This is a genomic window from Cupriavidus sp. C3SS-1 (genome assembly GCF_057073755.1).
Window position 1 is genome coordinate 1406522 of record NZ_CP172700.1, and the last position, 17825, is coordinate 1424346.

Annotated in this window: 16 protein-coding genes; 8 read left to right on the top strand and 8 right to left on the bottom strand. The window is 64.3% G+C overall.

The window, feature by feature from the left end:
- Positions 1-36: 36 nt before the first annotated feature.
- From ACIGJC_RS22515 to senA, 6 genes are all read right to left on the bottom strand, one after another.
- Complete coding sequence (locus ACIGJC_RS22515) at positions 37-1806, bottom strand: polysaccharide deacetylase family protein (RefSeq protein ID WP_483714512.1); 1770 nt, start codon at positions 1804-1806, stop codon at positions 37-39.
- Between the two features lie 161 nt (positions 1807-1967).
- Positions 1968-2288 carry a hypothetical protein gene (locus ACIGJC_RS22520; RefSeq protein ID WP_483711632.1) on the bottom strand — a complete coding sequence of 107 codons (321 nt, stop codon included), beginning with the start codon at positions 2286-2288 and terminating at the stop codon, positions 1968-1970.
- Positions 2285-3517, bottom strand: a complete 1233-nt coding sequence (wecB, locus tag ACIGJC_RS22525) for a non-hydrolyzing UDP-N-acetylglucosamine 2-epimerase (RefSeq protein ID WP_483714513.1) — start codon at positions 3515-3517, stop codon at positions 2285-2287. Before wecB ends, ACIGJC_RS22520 begins: the two co-directional genes overlap by 4 nt.
- Positions 3518-4559: 1042 nt before the next feature.
- Complete coding sequence (locus ACIGJC_RS22530; RefSeq protein WP_483711633.1) at positions 4560-5534, bottom strand: YihY/virulence factor BrkB family protein; 975 nt, start codon at positions 5532-5534, stop codon at positions 4560-4562.
- A gap of 254 nt (positions 5535-5788) precedes the next feature.
- Entirely contained in the window at positions 5789-6853 is a 1065-nt protein-coding gene (locus tag ACIGJC_RS22535) for a VWA domain-containing protein (RefSeq protein WP_483711634.1), read from the bottom strand.
- A gap of 48 nt (positions 6854-6901) precedes the next feature.
- Entirely contained in the window at positions 6902-8101 is a 1200-nt protein-coding gene (gene senA / locus ACIGJC_RS22540) for a selenoneine synthase SenA (RefSeq protein WP_483711635.1), read from the bottom strand.
- On the opposite strand from senA, the gene senB reads away from it, so the two are divergent.
- The 8 genes from senB to ACIGJC_RS22580 all read left to right on the top strand — a co-directional run bounded on the left by senB (position 8100) and on the right by ACIGJC_RS22580 (position 15906).
- Positions 8100-9113 (top strand): selenoneine biosynthesis selenosugar synthase SenB, encoded by a 1014-nt coding sequence (gene senB, locus ACIGJC_RS22545; RefSeq protein WP_483711636.1) that lies wholly within the window; start codon positions 8100-8102, stop codon positions 9111-9113. The genes senA and senB overlap by 2 nt on opposite strands.
- Positions 9110-10165, top strand: a complete 1056-nt coding sequence (gene selD / locus ACIGJC_RS22550; protein WP_483711637.1) for a selenide, water dikinase SelD — start codon at positions 9110-9112, stop codon at positions 10163-10165. The genes senB and selD overlap by 4 nt, the downstream gene beginning before the upstream one ends.
- Positions 10137-11000: a putative selenate ABC transporter substrate-binding protein gene (locus tag ACIGJC_RS22555; RefSeq protein WP_483711638.1), complete on the top strand. Its 864-nt coding sequence runs from the start codon at positions 10137-10139 to the stop codon at positions 10998-11000. Before selD ends, ACIGJC_RS22555 begins: the two co-directional genes overlap by 29 nt.
- Positions 11001-11010: 10 nt before the next feature.
- A complete protein-coding gene (locus ACIGJC_RS22560) occupies positions 11011-11844 on the top strand; it encodes a phosphonate ABC transporter ATP-binding protein (protein WP_483711639.1) in 834 nt (277 codons plus the stop codon).
- The gene (locus ACIGJC_RS22565) at positions 11841-12662 is read left to right on the top strand and encodes a PhnE/PtxC family ABC transporter permease (protein WP_483711640.1); all 822 of its coding nucleotides are present in this window, start codon (positions 11841-11843) and stop codon (positions 12660-12662) included. Before ACIGJC_RS22560 ends, ACIGJC_RS22565 begins: the two co-directional genes overlap by 4 nt.
- Before the next feature lie 3 nt (positions 12663-12665).
- Positions 12666-13454, top strand: a complete 789-nt coding sequence (phnE, locus tag ACIGJC_RS22570) for a phosphonate ABC transporter, permease protein PhnE (RefSeq protein WP_483711641.1) — start codon at positions 12666-12668, stop codon at positions 13452-13454.
- A gap of 80 nt (positions 13455-13534) precedes the next feature.
- The gene (locus ACIGJC_RS22575) at positions 13535-13963 is read left to right on the top strand and encodes a PRC-barrel domain-containing protein (RefSeq protein WP_483711642.1); all 429 of its coding nucleotides are present in this window, start codon (positions 13535-13537) and stop codon (positions 13961-13963) included.
- Positions 13964-14535: 572 nt separating this feature from the next.
- The gene (locus tag ACIGJC_RS22580) at positions 14536-15906 is read left to right on the top strand and encodes an MFS transporter (protein ID WP_483711643.1); all 1371 of its coding nucleotides are present in this window, start codon (positions 14536-14538) and stop codon (positions 15904-15906) included.
- 81 nt (positions 15907-15987) lie between these two features.
- On the opposite strand, the gene ACIGJC_RS22585 is transcribed toward ACIGJC_RS22580, so the two are convergent.
- Together ACIGJC_RS22585 and ACIGJC_RS22590 are read right to left on the bottom strand one after the other, a co-directional pair.
- Positions 15988-16416, bottom strand: a complete 429-nt coding sequence (locus tag ACIGJC_RS22585) for a nuclear transport factor 2 family protein (RefSeq protein WP_483711644.1) — start codon at positions 16414-16416, stop codon at positions 15988-15990.
- Between the two features lie 97 nt (positions 16417-16513).
- Complete coding sequence (locus ACIGJC_RS22590) at positions 16514-17572, bottom strand: beta-keto acid cleavage family enzyme (protein ID WP_483711645.1); 1059 nt, start codon at positions 17570-17572, stop codon at positions 16514-16516.
- Between the last annotated feature and the right edge of the window lie 253 nt (positions 17573-17825).

Below are 17825 nucleotides of genomic sequence, written 5' to 3' on the forward strand. Positions count from 1 at the left end.
CCGTCCGGCAAACGGATGGTGCGACGTGGCCAGCTGTCATTGCTTGCCGCTGGTGAACGCCACGGCATTGCCGGCACCTGCCGTAACCAGCCAGTTGGTCGAGTCCCACGTCACGGTCGCGGCACCCTGGGTCACGACCGGCTGCGTGTAGGCAATCTTCGGCAGCACCCAGGTGATGTCGGTCAACCCGGCCGGGTTGCTTGCCTGGAAGTTCCAGCTATTGCCCATATCGGTCGATTGCCAGGTGGTTTGCTGGCGCCGCTGCCCGAAGACGGCGAGTTCGTTGATGGTGTACCACTTGAACACGCCCTGCCCCTTGAGGGTGCTGGCATAGGAGAAGATGCCATTGAGCACGCTCCGGTAGTCCACCGCGCCGAGTGGATGCATGTAGATCAGCCGGCTGGTGCGGTTCTTCACCACGAAGTCTGTCAACTGGCTGTACCAGGCGCTGATGCTGGAGGCCGGAACGTTGAAGTCCTCGAACTCCTCGAACGTCGCGTTCGATCCGAACGGCACGACCGGGAACGCGCGAATGGTCTGGTTCAGCAAGGCGCCATTGCGGTAGCTGCGCGTGGGCGCCATACCGGTATGGCCGACGAAGTAGTAGCCGGTGTCACCGTTCTGTTCCAGCCAGTTGAGCGACCACTGCGGCGTGTTGCCTTGTGGCGCCGCATACTCGACGGTATTCATCCCTGTCACGGCAGAAACGCTCTGCTTGTTTAGCACCAGGTACTGCTGGAACGTCGACTGGTTGGTCTCGCTGGCGTTGTCTCCGTAATAGTCGTGGATCCAGCCGCCATGGTCGCCAATATGGTGCCCCTTGCTCATCAGGTAAGCGACCAGTTGTTTCGCCGAGGTGTTGTTGGAAAGGTTCACCCCCTTGCCGTCGCCGAAGTTGATCTGGTCCGGTCCGGCGGTGATCACGATGGAGAACGGGCCATTGTTGAAGATGCCCCAGTTCTTGAGCTGGTAGGCTGGCGCGATCTGGTCGCCCGCGCAGAAGTGCCAGTTCAGCACCAGACCGGCCAGGCCTTTTGGCTGTGCCGAGAGCCGTGGCATGTCCATCATGGTTTCGCCGAAGTAGCGCACGAACCCGTGCATCAGCATGCCGTCGGTCTGTCCCTTCAGGTACGTGAGCGGCAGATTGACGAAAAGCACCTGGCCGGAACCGAACGAACGCAGCCCGGCAACCAGTCCGAAGTTTGGCGAAGTCAGGAAAGCCTTGCCCGTGTAAGCCCCCTGCGTGACGTAGCTTGGATAGGTCAGGAAGCCATAGACATAGCCCGAGACACCTTCCACCGGGTCACTGGACGATGTGGTCGTCCAGGCCATGGACTTGCCGGGGGGAACCTGGATGGCGCGCAAGGTGCTGCTCAGCCCGGTAATCGGGCCGAGACCGATCATGTTGCCGCCGTACTGGTCGTAGAGAACGTAGTTCACGCCAGCCAGGTTGCTGAAGCGGCTGCGTTGCGACGCATAGAAGCCGGTCGTGGTCAGCGCGCCGAAATCGTAGACGAGCATCACATTGCCGCCTTGATTCGCATACGTCTCGATCGCCGTCACCATGGCATCGCTGGCATTGGGATGCACCTGGTCCGGCAGGATCATGCCCGGGTACTGGGCGGGCGTGACGCCCTGAAGCACCTGCGTGTCGGTGATCAGCTTGATCTGCAGTCCCTCCTCCAGTGCGGCGTCGAGCCACGCGGTGATGCGCGGATCGGTCGGCGAATAGTTATCGGGTACCACCATGGCAATCAGGTTGGTGGCGGCTCGGGCGGGTCCCGTGGCGGCCACCAGCAGCACCATGAACACCACGGTGCTGAGTCGCAGCAACATCAAACGCAGTTTATGGAACACGATTCGTCTCCAAAGCGCGAAGGGGAAACCGAGGCCGGACATGCCAGGGCGGAATCCAGCCACGGCGGACGTCCTCGAACATCTGTGCCAAGCCGGGCGCCACAGGCCCATTACCGTTTGGACTGCCCCGGGGCAATCGACAGCGCGTAATTGCCGGCGTTGACTTTCGGGCCCGCCACCGCCTTCTGCGGCTTCTTGATCAGGCTGGCGCGCTTTGCCCGGTTCGTGCCATGGTCGTCTGCTTCGACACCGACGAACTGCCGGTCGTGGTCGTAGCCATTCACCCCGCCCGGATCGGACGGGCTTGCGGGAAGATAGAGAATCGGCCCGGACATCACCGCGGCCGCCTCCGGCGACAATTGGGCGTGCGCCGGCCCCGCGGCCCACACGCCAGCAACAAGGATGGCCGCCAAGGTCGCTGCAGATTTCATGATGTTTTCCTCCAGGTTGCGGTGTTGCCGTCCAGCTGGATGACGCGCGGGTCCGTTACCGGCTCCGCGTGCATCGAGCGAGAGAAGGCGGCGGTACACATCGCCTTAACGGGTTGTTGCAGGGCACTGATAATTCGCTCGCTGGCACGCCCGTCTCCAAATGGATTGTGGGCACGCGACATGCGGGAATACACCTCGTGATCGCGCAGCAGCAATTCGACAGCCAGGACGATCCGGTCGGTATCCGTTCCCACCAGGCGCGCCGTACCGGCCACCACCGCTTCGGGGCGCTCCGTGGTCTCACGCGTCACGACAACCGGCTTGCCCAGCGCCGGCGCCTCTTCCTGGATCCCGCCCGAGTCCGTCACGATCAGGTAAGCGGCCGACATCAGGAACACGAACGGCTGATAGTCCTGCGGATCGATCAGGTGAATCCGCGGATGCTGGCTCAGGATGGCATTGACCGGCTCGCGTACCCGGGGATTCAGATGGACCGGATAGACGACCTGGATGTCCTTGTTCCGATCGGCGAGCATGCGCAGCGCGGTACAGAAGCGCTCGAACGGCGCGCCAAAGTTTTCGCGCCGATGCCCTGTCACCAGCACCAGCCGTAGCGATTCATCCAGGAACGGAAAGCTGTCGGCCAGGCGCGCGCGCGTTTGCGAATCGGCGTCGATCTGCTGCTTGACCTCGAGCAGGGCGTCAATGCCTGTATTGCCCGTCAACCGGACGCGGATCGGGTTGACCCCCTCGCGCAACAGCGTGTCATGCGCCTGCTGCGTCGGCGCGAAATGCCACGATGCGATGATGTCCGTCACGCGCCGGTTCATTTCCTCGGGCCAGGGCGCGGTCAGGTCGCCGGTTCGCAATCCGGCCTCGACATGGCCGACCGGGACGCTCCGATAGAACGCCGCCAGCGTCGCCGCCAATGTCGTGGTGGTATCTCCGTGAACCAGCATCGTGTCAGGCGTGAATTCCTCAAGAACCGTTTGGACGCCAGCCAGCACGCGTGTGGTGATGTCGGAAAGGCTTTGGCTTTTGCAGATCACGTTGAGGTCAAAGTCCGGCACGATCTTGAAGAGCTGAAGCACCTGGTCCAGCAGCTGCCGATGCTGGCCAGTCACGCATACCCGCAAGTCGAAGTCAGGCGAACGCTGCAGCCGGTGAATGAGCGGTGCCATCTTGATGGCTTCGGGACGCGTCCCAAACACTGCGAGAACCTTCTGCATGACAAGATTCCTCCTCCATCGACTACGCCGAGGTATGTTGATCTTCGGTTCGTGAGCATGGGATGCATTTAATGCCCTTCGATGCACCGCACTCGCGCCGCCTACATAACCGCGGATATCCAGAATGGAGGGCAGCATGCCGAGGCAGTTAGCGAAGCTTGTGCCATGCACAGAAATCTGGGTGCCACCGGGCGATTCCAGTTCTCGAATGCCTGGCTCATAGGCGACTTCCGGTTCGTTCCGTATCACGCGTGGAACATCAAAATGTTCCTGGCCAATACCACCACATTGACCATGAAACGACGGGACTGGCGAAGGCGTTCCCCGATCGACACGAAAAGAGGACAACTTGCTCTTGATTCTGATGTAAGAGCAAGAGCTTGTTCCATGAACCGTCTCCAGCCGGAGTGCAAACATCGGGGTCCCAATCATTTTCGTCAAGAATGGCTTGACGGTCGATTCCGTATCACAGTTGATACGGCCTTTCATGTGCGCGCATATTCGACCCGACTATCCTGCATGTAAATACTTCACCAACCTCTTATCCACATATACAAACACGTAAAAAATATTAGTGTTTTTTTCAAAACTAAAACTTCAATGTTCTCGCAGAACCACTAATGAATGACTGGAAAAGAATGTAAAGGTATTCAGAAATAGTCCCTTATTAAATTACGCATGAGTGGATTGCGATCAGGGATTTCCGTGGACCGCGGGGTCGTGGATGCGTCTCTTGGAATGCCCAAACGAGTGCCCTTGCGGTGTTTCAGGCGCCTGTAGTGGAGTCTGCATAAGGCGAGCAGCGATTCTGCCGTGACGACGTCCTCTTTATGTCGAGAAGCGGTATTCGCCTTAAAAAAAGCTATGTTCCGTCACCCGCGTCGGCTGACTCTGCCCGCGAAAGAGGAAAAAAGAGCCCCTGCAGCAGGTTCTTATGTGCGCCCGAACTGCTTTCCGCGACCTCCCAACGATGGTCGTAATAAGCATAGATCCGGCATATCGAGGGATCACGGCCAGAACAGCTCCATTCCGGACAGCCCGGTTAATGGGGAAGGCCATGCCCCGCCTCCTGTGCCGAATCCTGATCAGGCACCTGCGACCGCGGGTCACTGTGCTTTAAAGAGCCGAATCGGCGCGCGAAGTGCCATGTAAATTCCGCCCCAAGAAGAAATATCTGCGCAGCGTAATACACCCACACCAGCAGGACCACCAGTGACCCCGCCGCGCCATAACCGCTGGCTACGGCGGTTTTCCCGATATACAAGCCGATCAGAAACTTTCCCAGCGTAAACAACACGGCGGTCACCGCCGCACCGAGCCACACGTCGAACCATCGTATCTTCGTGCGCGGCATGATCTTGTAGATCATCGCGAACACCACGGTGAGCAGAACCAGGCTGACGATGCTGTCCAGGACATGTCCGACCGCTTCGTTGATGCCGAGCAGCGGCCCCCATTCCCTCCCCAGGGCAGAAAGGGCAGCGCTGAACAGCAACGACACCACCAGCAGGAACCCGATGCCCAGGATCATGCCGAAGGAAAGCAGTCGCGTGCGGATCAGCGAGAACAGTCCCGATGTCTTCTGTCGCTGCGGGACCCGCCAGATGCGGTCGAGCGCTGACTGCAGCTCGGCAAAGACGGTCGTCGCGCCAACCAACAGGGCCAGTACGCCGAGGACGGCCGTCAGCGTACTGGCGGCTGGCTTGCTGACCGCCACCAGCATCTCTTGTATCGCCTCTGCCCCTTGATCGCCGATCAGGCCGGTCAATTCACCGACCACCTGATTACGTGCCGCATCCGCGCCAAATATGACGCCGGCGACGGTGATGACAATCACCAGCAAGGGCGCAATCGAAAACACCGTGTAGTAAGCGAGGGCTGCGCCCATGCTCGGCGCGTAGTCATCGATCCATGAATTGACGCTGTCACGGATCAGTTCCGCGGCGGCTCGAAGTGAAAGGTGTCCAGGGAAAATCACGCGGGCATTCGCCAAACGGACGAAACTGACAATGGGCAATGGCCATGCTCAAGCAACAACCGTTCCCTGAGCAGGCGCGCCGGGCACCGGACATTTACCTGCGCCTTTCCCTCAGGCGCCCTTCGTTCCGGCCCGCCAGTTGCGTTTGCCGGGCGTCACTTGCCTCGGCGTGGTCTTCGACACCGATAGCGGCCGGAGCATTTATCGCCATTTATTTGGCAGCGATAATTTATCGGGATTGGGTAAATGCCGATTGACCGCCCCCTTTCGCAGCCCGGCGCCTGGCCGCCCGTTCACCGCCGGAACCACAGCAGCGACAAACCGCACGCTACCACCAGCAGCAAGGCGGAAGCTGCCGCCAGCAAGGCACTGATCTCGATTTCCTTGCGCTCCAGCACAAAGCGCGCGCTCAACTGGCGATACACCTGCTTCAGGTCCGCGGCAGACCCCGCCGCGAAGTATTCGCCCTCCGTGAGCATCGCGACGGAGCGCAAGGTGGTTTCGTCCGGCTGCATGGTGAAGTCCATGCCCGATGCCGCCTCACGGCTATCCGGCGGCGCACCGAAGCCCACGGTAAAGACGCGCACGCCGCGCTGGGCGGCCATGCGCGCGGCGTCCAGCGGGTCGGGGCCGGTAGTACGGCGGCCATCGCTGAGCAGGATCACCGCACCGTGCCGGTAAGCGCCCGGCCGGGTGGTCCGCCCTTCCTGTTCGCGCTTGCGGACGGCATCCGCGGCGGCGGCCTCCGTCAGCGATCTTCCCGCGGCGCCGGGCGCGAGCGACTCGCCACTGAACAGAATCGCTTCCAGATCGATGCCATCGTCGGGTAACAACACGGCCAGCGCCTGGATCAGTCCGCTGCCTGTGGCCGTGCCCTGCTGCAGTTGAAAGCGATCGACCGCGTCGACCATGTCCTGCCGGTTCTCGGTGGGCGGCAGGATGACGATCGCCGTCGCGGCAAACGAGACAATACCCAGGCGCACGCTGGCCGGCAGCCCGACGATCAACTCCCGGGCAGCTTGCTGGGCGGCGCCGATCCGCGTGGGCGGGACATCCGTCGCCGCCATGCTGCGCGAGACGTCCATGGCCAGTACCAGCGTGATGGTGTCGGACGGCAGCGTGAGGGCCGCCATGGGCCGGGCGCAAGCCAGCAGGGCTGCGCCCAGCGAGACCAGCAGGAGCAGCGGCGGGATGTGGCGCCGCAGCCGTTGCCTGCGGCCCAGCGCGGCACGCGGCAGCGCAAGGCTGGCGTACACCAGCGCGTACTTCTTGCGTCGCGAAATAAGGTACAGGTAGGCCGCCGACAGTAGGGGAAGCGAGACCAGCAGCCAGAGCATGTGTGGCCAGAGAAACCGCATCCGATGCTCCTTGGCGCGTGTTTCAGACGATCTTACCGCCCTGCGCCCTCAACCGCAGCAGCGGAATCCGACAAAGAGATCGCTGCGGCGCGGCAGGTAGAAATTCCGGTAGCGAGGATGCTGCATGCGGGCATCCGTGGCGAACGATCCTCCACGAACGCAGCGATGCGTGTGGAACCAGGGGGCGGAATACTCCTGGTAGGGGTCGGGCGAGAAGTCTGCATAGGGCGCGAACGGATCCGCCATCCATTCCCACACGGCGCCGCCCCACTGGATCAGGTCATGCGTGGCCGCATATTCCCATTCGGACTCCGTAGGCAAGCGCTTGCCGGCCCAGCGGCAATAGGCTTCCGCCTCGTGGGCATTGACGTGACACACCGGCTGTTCCGGCGGCAGCGGCACCCATTGCCCGAACCAGCGCAGCGCCCATTGCCGCGGGGTGCCGCCGTCCGTCTCGCGCCAGCGCACCGGATGCGTCAGGCCGCTCTGCCGCAGCCATGCGCGTCCGTCGTCGGACCACCACCGAGGGTCGCGGTAGCCGCCAGCGGCCACGAATTCCGCAAAGGCGGCATTGCTCACACAATGTCGATCGATACGGAAAGGCGCAATGCGGACCGGGTGGGCCCACTTCTCGTTGTCGAAGGCAAAGCCGTCGCCATCGGGCGTCCCCATCAGGAACGCGTCGCCGCCTGCGGCGACCGGCCCCGAGTCCGGCGCCATGGCAGGCATGGCCAGCGGGGCATGCACCGGATAGTCCAGCGTCTGGCGCATATAGGTCAGCGCCTCCGCATGCATGTCTTCGTGGAACAAGGCGAGGCGGTAAAAATAGAGCGCCGCGTCGGTATCGTCCGATGCGGCCAGCCTGGCGCGAACGTGCGCCAGCACGGCGGCAGCGTAGTCGCGAATCTCGGGGAGCGGGGGCAGCGCCAGATGCCATCGATCCTGGTGGGCGACCCGCATGGAATCGAACAGGCGGTCGGCGTCCGGCAGCATGGACGGGAGGCTGGCGATCCAGCGGCCGTCCTGCCCTGCACGCGGCTCGCGCAGCACCCATCGCTCCGTGAACCAGGCGATATGGGCATATTCCCACAAGGGCGGATTGATTCCCGCATCGTAGGGAACCTGCCACTGCGACGGCGACAGGCCCTGAAGCACGGCCCAGGTGCGCCGGTGCGCCCCGGCAAACGCCGCATCGAGCCCGAACTTGTTTATCCTTCTTGCTACCGCCCCCTCGGAACCTGTCGTCATGCGTCCTCCCAAGGCCAACGTCGCGATTATCAGTCCGGCGCTGCGCAAAGCCAACAACGGCAACTGGCAAACCGCCCATCGCTGGTCACGGTTCCTGCAGGAAGACTATGCGGTCACACTGGCCGCGGAATGGTTGGCGGCCAGCTCCGGCGGCGCCTTGCCCGACTGCCTGATCGCCCTGCACGCGCGCCGCTCGGCCGAGTCCATCGCCAGCTTCGCCGGGGCCTGTCCCGACCGTCCGCGGATCGTCGTGCTGACCGGCACCGATCTGTACCGCGATATCCGCACCGATGCCTGTGCCCGGCGCTCGCTTGAACTCGCCACGCACCTGGTGGTGCTGCAGCAAGAAGGGTTGGCCGAGTTAACGGACGCGCAGCGCACCAAGTGCCGGGTGATCTACCAATCCGCGCCGGCATGCACACCCACCGCGCCCAGCGAGGATCACTTCGATGTCGTGGTGGTCGGCCATATGCGGGCGGAAAAGGATCCCCTGACGCCCATGCGCGCCCTGGCGCTGCTCCCCGACGATTCGCGCGTGCGCCTGGTCCAGATCGGTGGCGCGCTGGACCAGGCGTATGAGCAGGCCGCCCTGGCGCTGCAGACCCGAGCCTGGCCCGGCCCGCGTCGCTATGCCTGGCTCGGGAACCTGCCCCATGACCAAACCCGCCAGCACATCCGGCAAGCCCGCGTCATGGTGGTCTCCAGTGTCATGGAAGGCGGCGCAAACGTGATCATCGAGGCCGTCGCCAGCGGCGTGCCGGTGGTGGCCAGCCGTATTCCGGGCAATATCGGCATGCTCGGCCGTGACTACGAAGGCTATTTTCCGGTCGGTGACGCCGCGCAACTGGCGCGGGTGCTGGAGCGCGCCAGCCGCGATGCCGGGTTCCTGACCCGCCTGCGCCAGCAATGCGCACAGCGGGCGCCGCTGTTCGCGCCGGCCCGCGAACGCGCGGAAGTGAGTAAACTTGTCGCCGACGCCTTGAAACCAGAATCACCCGGAGCCCTGCAGTGACCCAGCCAGACAACACCAAGATCAAGCTCACCGCCTTCTCCCACGGCGGCGGATGCGGATGCAAGATCGCGCCCGGCGTGCTTTCTGAAATCCTCAGGAATTCGGTTGGCTTCCCGGCGCCGGCAGCCCTGCTGGTCGGCAAGGAAACCAGCGACGACGCCGCGGTCTACAAGCTCAATGACAGCCAGGCCCTGATCGCCACCACCGATTTCTTCATGCCGGTGGTGGACGATCCTTACGACTTCGGGCGCATCGCCGCCACCAACGCCATCTCCGACGTCTACGCCATGGGCGGGACGCCGATCATGGCGCTGGCGCTGGTCGGCATGCCCATCGAGAAACTGCCGCCCGAGGTCATTGGCAAGATCCTCGAAGGGGGCGAATCGGTCTGCGCCCAGGCGGGCATCCCGGTCGCGGGCGGCCACACCATCGATTCCCTTGAGCCGATCTACGGGCTGGTGGTACTGGGACTGGTGCATCCGGATCGGGTCAAGAAGAACAGCGGCGCCCGCTCGGGCGACAAGCTGATCCTTGGCAAGCCATTGGGCGTGGGCGTGCTGTCCGCCGCGGTGAAGAAGGACAAGCTCGATGCCGACGGCTATCAGGAACTGATTGCCTGCACCACCCGGCTCAACACGCCCGGCCGGTTGCTGGCCGAAGTCCGGGGCGTCCACGCGCTGACCGACGTGACGGGCTTCGGCCTGCTCGGCCACTTGCTCGAGCTATGCCGTGGCGCTGGTATCGGCGCCCGGCTCGACATGGCGCGCATTCCCTTGCTGCCGCGCGTGGAACGCATGGCCGCCGAGGGGCTGGTGACCGGCGCCTCGGGGCGCAACTGGGCCAGCTACGGCGGCGAGGTGGACTTGTCCACGTCTGTCACGCCCAGCCATCAGGCGCTGCTGACCGATCCCCAGACCAGCGGCGGCTTGCTGGTGTCGTGCGCACCGGATGCCGTGGACGAGGTCCTGGAAATCTTTCGCCGCGAAGGCTTCGCGGACGCTGCAGTGATCGGAGAGATGACTCATGGAGATGCCCGTGTTGCCGTTGCTTAAGCGCCTTGCCGCGCTCGCCCTGCTGGGCTTTGCCGGTCTCGCCAGTGCCCAGTCGGTTCTGCGGGTCTCGGCCATCCCCGACGAATCCCCGACCGAACTGCAGCGCAAGTTCGCGCCGCTCGGCCACTACCTGGAGAAGGAAACCGGCATGAAGGTGCAGTTCGTGCCCGTCACGGACTACGCCGCGGTGGTCGAATCGCTGGCCACCGGGAAGATCGACATGGCCTGGCTGGGTGGCTTCACCTACGTCCAGAGCAAGATCCGGACGAAGGGGGCCACCATCCCCATCGTCCAGCGCCAGGAAGATGCCGCGTTCACCAGCAAGTTCATCACCGCCAACAGCGCGATCAAGTCGCTGGCCGACCTCAAGGGGCACACCTTCGCCTTCGGCGCGCCGTCCTCGACATCCGGCCACCTGATGCCGCGGCACTTCCTGCTGGAGGCCGGCATCAATCCGGACAAGGACTTCAAGACCGTCGCCTATTCGGGCGCCCACGACGCGACGGTGGCGTTCGTGCAGGCCGGCAAGGCCGACGCGGGCGTGCTCAACGCCTCGGTATGGGACAAGCTGGTGGAGCAGCACAAGGTGGACCCGGCCAAGGTCCGGGTCTTTGCCGTGACGCCGCCCTACTTCGACTACAACTGGACCGTGCGCGGCGGGCTCGATCCGGCCCTGCGCAAGAAGCTGACCGACGCGTTCCTGCGGCTTGACCCCGCCAATCCCGAGCAGCGCGAGATCATGGCCTTGCAGCGGACCGTCAAGTACATCCCCACCCGCGCGGAAAACTACGCCGGCATCGAGACCGCAGCCCGCGCCGCCGGCCTCATCCAGTAATGCGGCCCTGATGAGTTTCCGCCTGGATGCCGCCAGCATCCGCTACGCCAACGGACAACGTGCGCTGAGCCAGATTACGCTGGCGGCCAGCCGCGGCGAGCCGATCGCGGTCATCGGTCCGTCCGGCGCCGGCAAGACTTCCTTGCTGCGCTTGCTGGCCACGTCGCTGCGACCCGGCGAGGGCCGGGTCGAGGTGCTGGAGCAAAGCCCCTGGGCGCTGTCCGCCGCGCGCCTGCGGCAACTGCGCTGCCGCATCGGCATGGTGCACCAGGCCCCGCCGATGCCCCCGCGCCAGCGCGTGATCACCGCCATCCTGGCCGGTCGCCTGGGCCTTTGGCCCGCCTGGAAATCGTTGTTGTCGCTGGTCTATCCGGCCGACATCGATGGCGCCGCCGAACAGCTGGCCCGCCTTGAGCTGGCTGATCGCCTGTTCGACCGGTGCGACCAGCTCTCGGGTGGCCAGTTGCAGCGCGTGGGGGTGGCCCGCGTGCTTTACCAGCGGCCCGAACTGATCCTGGCGGACGAGCCGGTCTCGGCCATGGACCCGGTGCTGGCCAACCTCACGCTGGGCGAACTGCGCAAGGAAGCGGATACGCGCGCCGTGGCGCTGGTGGCCAGCCTGCATGCCGTGGACCTGGCGCTGCGCTGGTTTCCCCGCATCGTCGGCCTGAAGGCGGGCGAGATCGCCTTCGACCTGCCGGCCGCACGCGTGACCGATGCACTGCTGCGCGAACTCTATGCCTCCGAAAGCACGACGCCGCCGGTGCAAGGCGGCCAGCCGCCGCTCAGCGTCGCCACAGGCGCGCGCGGCGACGGCGCCCCATCCAGGCCGGCGTGCCGATGACCGCCCACCCGCGCGATCCCCATGCGCTGCGGCGCGCCAGCGGACTCGTCCTCGCGCTGCTCCTGCTGTGGCCATTGCTGCGGCTGTCCCAGTTCAGCCCTTCCACCTTGTTCGACGCCGGCAACCTCAAGGTGGCAGGCGCTTTCGTGCGCAATTTCCTGCCGCCCGAGGTGTCGGGCGAATTTCTCGGTCTTTTGGTCAGGGCCACGCTGGAAACACTGGCGATTGCCACCGCGGGGATTGCACTCGCCTTTGTCGTGGCAACACCGCTTGCCGTGGCACTGACGAGCAGCCTTTCCGTGTCGCGCATCGGCCCTGGAACCGGACACAAACCGCGCATGGCTGTGCGCGCCGGCGTGCGCGCCCTGGTGCTGCTGCTGCGCGGCGTGCCGGAACTGGTATGGGCGTTGGTCTTCGTGCGCGCCCTCGGCCTGGGCGCGGCGGCGGGCGTCCTCGCCCTGGCCATCACCTATGGCGGCATGCTGGCAAAGGTCTATGCCGAGATCCTGGAATCCAGCGACAAGCACGCCGTGCATGCCTTGCTTGCCAGCGGGAGCGGGCGCCTGCCGGCCCTGTTCTACGGCCTGATTCCCCATGCCGCGCAAGAACTGGTCTCGTACACCGTCTACCGCTGGGAATGTGCCATCCGCGCTTCCGTGGTCATGGGCTTCGTGGGTGCCGGCGGGCTGGGGCAGTTGATGGACCAGGCCATGAAGCTGCTTAACGGCGGCGAAGCCGCGACCATCCTGCTGGTGTTCCTGCTGCTGGTGCTGCTGGCGGACGCGCTCAGCGCGCGGCTGCGCAAGCTGCTCGACTGAATCATGGCGAACAAGGCCCGGGCCGCCCAATTCTGCATGCGCTGCCTGCTCACCCTGATCGCGGTGGCCGCCGCGGTGTCGGGCAGCTTCGCGTACCTGTCGCTCGATCTGGGCCAGCTCCTTTCGGCGGACGCCGCGGCCGAGATGGCGCACTTCCTCCTGACGTTCTTCCCGCCGGACGTGTCGTCCGCCTACCTCGCAAAGACCGCGGTCAGCATGCTCGAAACGCTCGCCGTGTCCGCCGTAGGCACGCTGTGCGCGGCGGTGCTGGGCTTTGGCCTGGCACTGCCGGCTTGCGGCCTTTACGGCGATGCGCTGCGCGCGTTGTCGCGCTTGCTGCTGAACCTGTTGCGCTCGATTCCGGAACTGGTATGGGCCGCCTTGGCCGTGCTGGCAGTCGGCCTTGGACCGTTTGCCGGCACCCTCGCCCTCGCCATGCACACGGCGGGCGTGCTCGGCCGCCTGTTCGCCGAGGCGCTCGAGAATGCGCCGCCGGCGCCCGCGCGTGCGCTGAAGGAAGGCGGCACCCCGGCCGCGCTGGTGTTCGTGTATGGGACGCTGCCCGGCGTATGGCCCCAGTTCCTGGCCTACATCCTGTACCGCTGGGAAACGAATATCCGCATGGCGGCGATCCTTGGCTTTGTCGGCGCCGGCGGGCTCGGGCAGATGCTGTATTTCGAGCTGTCGCTGTTCCGCCTGCCCCAGGCTTGCACGGTGATCATCGCCATGCTTGCGCTGGCGGCTGTGGTCGACGCCGCCAGCGCGGTCATGCGGGTAGACCGGCACGCATGACGCGGGGCGGGCCAGGGTCGTTGGCCAGCAGGCATGCAGATTGCTGCGCCAGTGCACCTGCAACAGCTTGGAGACCTGTCATGAATCGCTATCTCACCTCGGACCTGGGCGCCGCGATCGTGGGCAGCGGCGTTGGCAAGGGTCCCGGACCGGAAGTCATGGCGGCATCAAGCTTCGACGCGACCCGGGTCTACTCGACCGACAACGAATACGTTGGCGATATCAAGGAGATCATGATCGACGTCCCACACGGCAGCGTCGCCTATGTGGTCCTGGCGACCGGCGGCTTCCTCGGCATGGGCGAGACGCTGCATGCCATTCCGTGGAGCGCGCTGGTCATGGACACGGACGCCAAATGCTTGCGCGTGGGCCTTAGCGCCAACCGCATCAAGTACGGACCGGGCTTTCACAAGGACAACTGGCCCAGCATGGTCGATGAACAATGGGCCATCGATGTGCATCGCTACTATGAGCGCGAGCCGTACTGGTTGGTCCAGCCGGCGCCCTGATCCTCGACGTTCGGCCCCGTCATGGTGTCGACGGGGTCAATCGCGTCCACCAGCTGCCTGCCGTCGGCCAGGCCGCCATCCTGCATGTCATGGGGCTGAGATCTGCCTCTAGGATAGGGCGGGCTCGGCAGCGCTTCACTGCCCGAATGGCGTCATTCCGGACACGCCGTGCATCGTGCTGGACGCTCCGGCATGCCACGCCCAGGTAAAGAACCGGCGTTGCACCCGACGCTGCGACCGCGGGTGAGATAGGACCTGGAGCAGGCAGGTGCATTGGCCACCGGATGCATCGATTGGCTCGTGTGGCGCAAGAGCGTGACCATGGCCGCGGCGGTGCCGCTCAGCCTTGGGTGCGAAGGCTGCCCGGGAGAACGTCGTGTCCTCCGACGATCAGGAGCCGCATGATGCCTGCGCGGAATCCGTCCTGTCTACTGTTACAAATGCAGTGACGCGTTCCCTGCATCTGGCTCGCGAGTACGAAGCTGAAGGCATTTTCGACAAGAAAGCTCCGGCGGGAACGCCTTCAGGCGCCGGCTGTCCATACCGGTATATCGCCTATTGGGGATATGCAAATGGATCCCGCGCAAGCCGGGGCGATGCCCCTCACTGAATCGGAGGCACGGCGCCAGTTGCGTCGCGCCGTGATCGCCAGCACAGTCGGCACCACGATCGAGTGGTATGACTTCTTCCTGTACAGCACAGTCACCGGCCTGGTGTTCGCCAAGCTGTACTTTCCAGAATCCGATCCGCTCGTCGGGACGCTGCAGGCGTTCCTGATCTATGCCGTCGGCTTTATCGCGCGGCCAATCGGCGCTGCCATCTTCGGCCACTACGGCGACCGCATCGGTCGCAAGGCCACGCTGGTGGCCACGCTGCTGCTGATGGGGGTGGCGACGTTTGCCGTCGCGTTCGTGCCTTCCTATGCACGGATCGGTATCTGGGGCGCGGTGGCGCTGACGGTGTTGCGCTTTATCCAGGGCGTAGGCGTGGGCGGCGAATGGGGTGGCTCGGTCCTGATGTCGATGGAATGGGCGCGTTCCGATGCGCATCGCGGCCTGATCGCCTCCTGGCCGCAATTCGGCGTGCCGGCGGGATTGTTCCTGGCCAACCTGGCGGTGCTGGCGATGAGCTGGCTGGCCGGTGACCAGTTCCTGAGCTGGGGCTGGCGCGTACCATTCCTGCTCAGCATCGTGCTGGTCGCGATCGGGCTCTATATCCGGCTCACCGTGCTCGAAACACCAGTCTTCGCGCGCCTGCTGGCCGAGCACCGGATCGAGAAGACGCCGATGCTGGAAGTGATTCGCCGCCAGCCGAAGGACATCATCCTGTCGGCCCTGGTCCGCATGGCCGAGCAAGCGCCCTTCTATATTTTCACCGCTTTTGTGTTCACCTATGGCGTCATGACACTGGGCATGTCGCGCAACCTGCTGTTGACCGCCGTGCTGGCCGCGGCCGTACTGGAGTTCTTCACGATACCGTTCTTCGGGCACCTGTCGGACGTGTGGGGACGGCGCCGCATGTATATTGCGGGCGCGTTGGCGGTGGGCGTGTTCGGCTTCGTGTTCTTCGCGATGGTCGACACCCGCAATCCGATGTGGGTATTCGCCGCGATCGTGCTCTCGCTGGTCCCGCACGCGATGATGTACGGCCCGCAGGCGGCATTGATCGCCGAGACGTTCACCGGACGATTGCGTTACAGCGGTGCATCGATGGGCTACCAGCTCGCTTCAGTCATCGCAGGCGGCCCCGCCCCGTTGATCGCGACGGCCCTGTTCGCGCGCTACCACACCGGGTATGCGATTGCCGTCTACGTGCTGGTGTGTGCGGGACTCAGCGTGTTTGCCGCCTCGCAATTGCGTGACTACACCAGGAAGGACATCTCGCGCGAGTACGATGATCCGGGCTTCGCGCACGACAGTGGAACAACGCGGCACGTGACATGACCAGCGGGGCTGGGCCCCAGGCCCGATGCAAAGACAGATGCTACGGGAACCCGTAGCATCTGTATCGGCGACGAAGCGGCCTCAGGCCGTGAACGTGATCAAGGGATCGAGGCGCTGGATCAGCCAGTCGCCCTGTTCGCTGCAGGTCAACTCGCATTCCACCTCGGCCAGCATGGCCGGTACCGTGCCGGCTACGGGCAGCGCTGGCGCTTCGCCCTTGTCGGAGCGATAGACAGCCAGGTTGAAGGCAACCTTGGCGCGGGATCCGCTATGTTCAAGGACCAGGAAATTGCTGACATAGTGTCGCGTCAGCAGCGTCGCGGGCCGCTTGTTCAGGGAAGCGAGGATCTGCTCGTGTCCATGGAGCGCATTACCACTGCGCTCCCAGATGCCGTCGCGCACGAAGCAACGGGAGGCACCAGCATAGTCACTGCGGTCGAGGGTGTAGTACAAGCGCGTCACGGTTTGCTCGGCAGCCATGACGTGGTGCAGACGCTCAGCGTTATTCATTGTTTCCATTACCCGGTTGTGTGGCCGCTAAAGCCCGTCCGGGCCGGAGAAGGGATCCGGCCCGGACAAGCCCTGGCATGCGGGAATGCGCGCCCGATCAGGCGGCCTTCTGCAGATAGCCCTGACGGCCACCGTTCCGGTTGGGCGCGAAGCCGTTGGCCTGCAGCGATTCCTCGACCGTGTCATAGAACACGCCGATCTTGGACATTTCGCGCGCTTCCTTGGCGGTCGCGATCGGGCGGCTCAGTTCACGCGAGATGCGCACCAGTTGCTCGACCTGTGCCGCCGTGCCAATCTTTTGCGTACGCGTCTGGTTCCAGAGATTGTCTTCCGTGCCACAGCGAACGTGCAGCCCCATCGCAATGCCCATGGTATTGACCGGCAGCACGTTGAGCACCGAGCTTTCCACCGTCACCACGGCCCCGTCCGGCACGCCGCGCATGAAGTTGGCCAGGCTGTAGACCGTCGGCGAGTCCATGCCGCCGCCGATCGCCACCCAGTTCATGACCAGCGGGCCCTTGTAGATGCCGCGGCGCATCAGCCGTTCCACGGACTCGAAGCTGTTGACGTTGTAGCACTGGAACGCGCTCTGGATCCCCGCGGCGGTGAGGCGGCGGACGTGTTCCTCGACCCAGCCCGGCTGCGCCGGCACCGTCATTTCCTTGTAGGCATTGAAGACCGCGGGATCTTCCATCGAGCTGCCTGCGATGTCGCGGTGGTCGAACTGCTCAAGGACGTTCATCTGCGACGTATTGACCGTTACCGTCACCTGGTCCGGCTTCGGATCGAGTTCGGCCAGCATGTGGCGGGTGTCGTCCGAGAGCCACTTTGCAGCCGCGCCTTCGGTTTCCGGAGCGAAGCTGATGGAACCGCCGACCTGGATGATCATCTCGGGAACGCGCGCACGAACGCCGGCGATGAGCTCGTTGAACTTGGACAGGCGCTTGGAGCCCTTGCCATCCAGTTCGCGCACATGCAGGTGCAGCACGGTGGCGCCAGCGTTGTAGCAATCCACCGCCTTCTGGATTTGCTCTTCCATGGTGACGGGGATCTCGCCGGGGAAGTCCGACGGCATCCACGACGGAGCATAGGGCGCGGCCGTGATGATCAGGGGTTGCTGGTTTTCGGGGAACAGGTGTCCGTCAAGGAAGTTCATGGCAAGTCCGGGAAGGGAGATTTCGGAACCGGACCGACCCGGCTCCCACGCACTCATTATTTGCGAAGACGAGCCATGTCATTTGACATATAGGGACATCGATTTAACTAACCGGGACACCCCGGCGGCCACGGCTCAAGAAGCGGGGAGAAATGCCTTCCCCCCGAGTCGATACCCCCGCCCGCTCTGTTCCAGGGCAAAGGCGCCAAGGCCGCACGATCCGGCCTGGCCACAGGCCTGTGCGAAGGGCAAA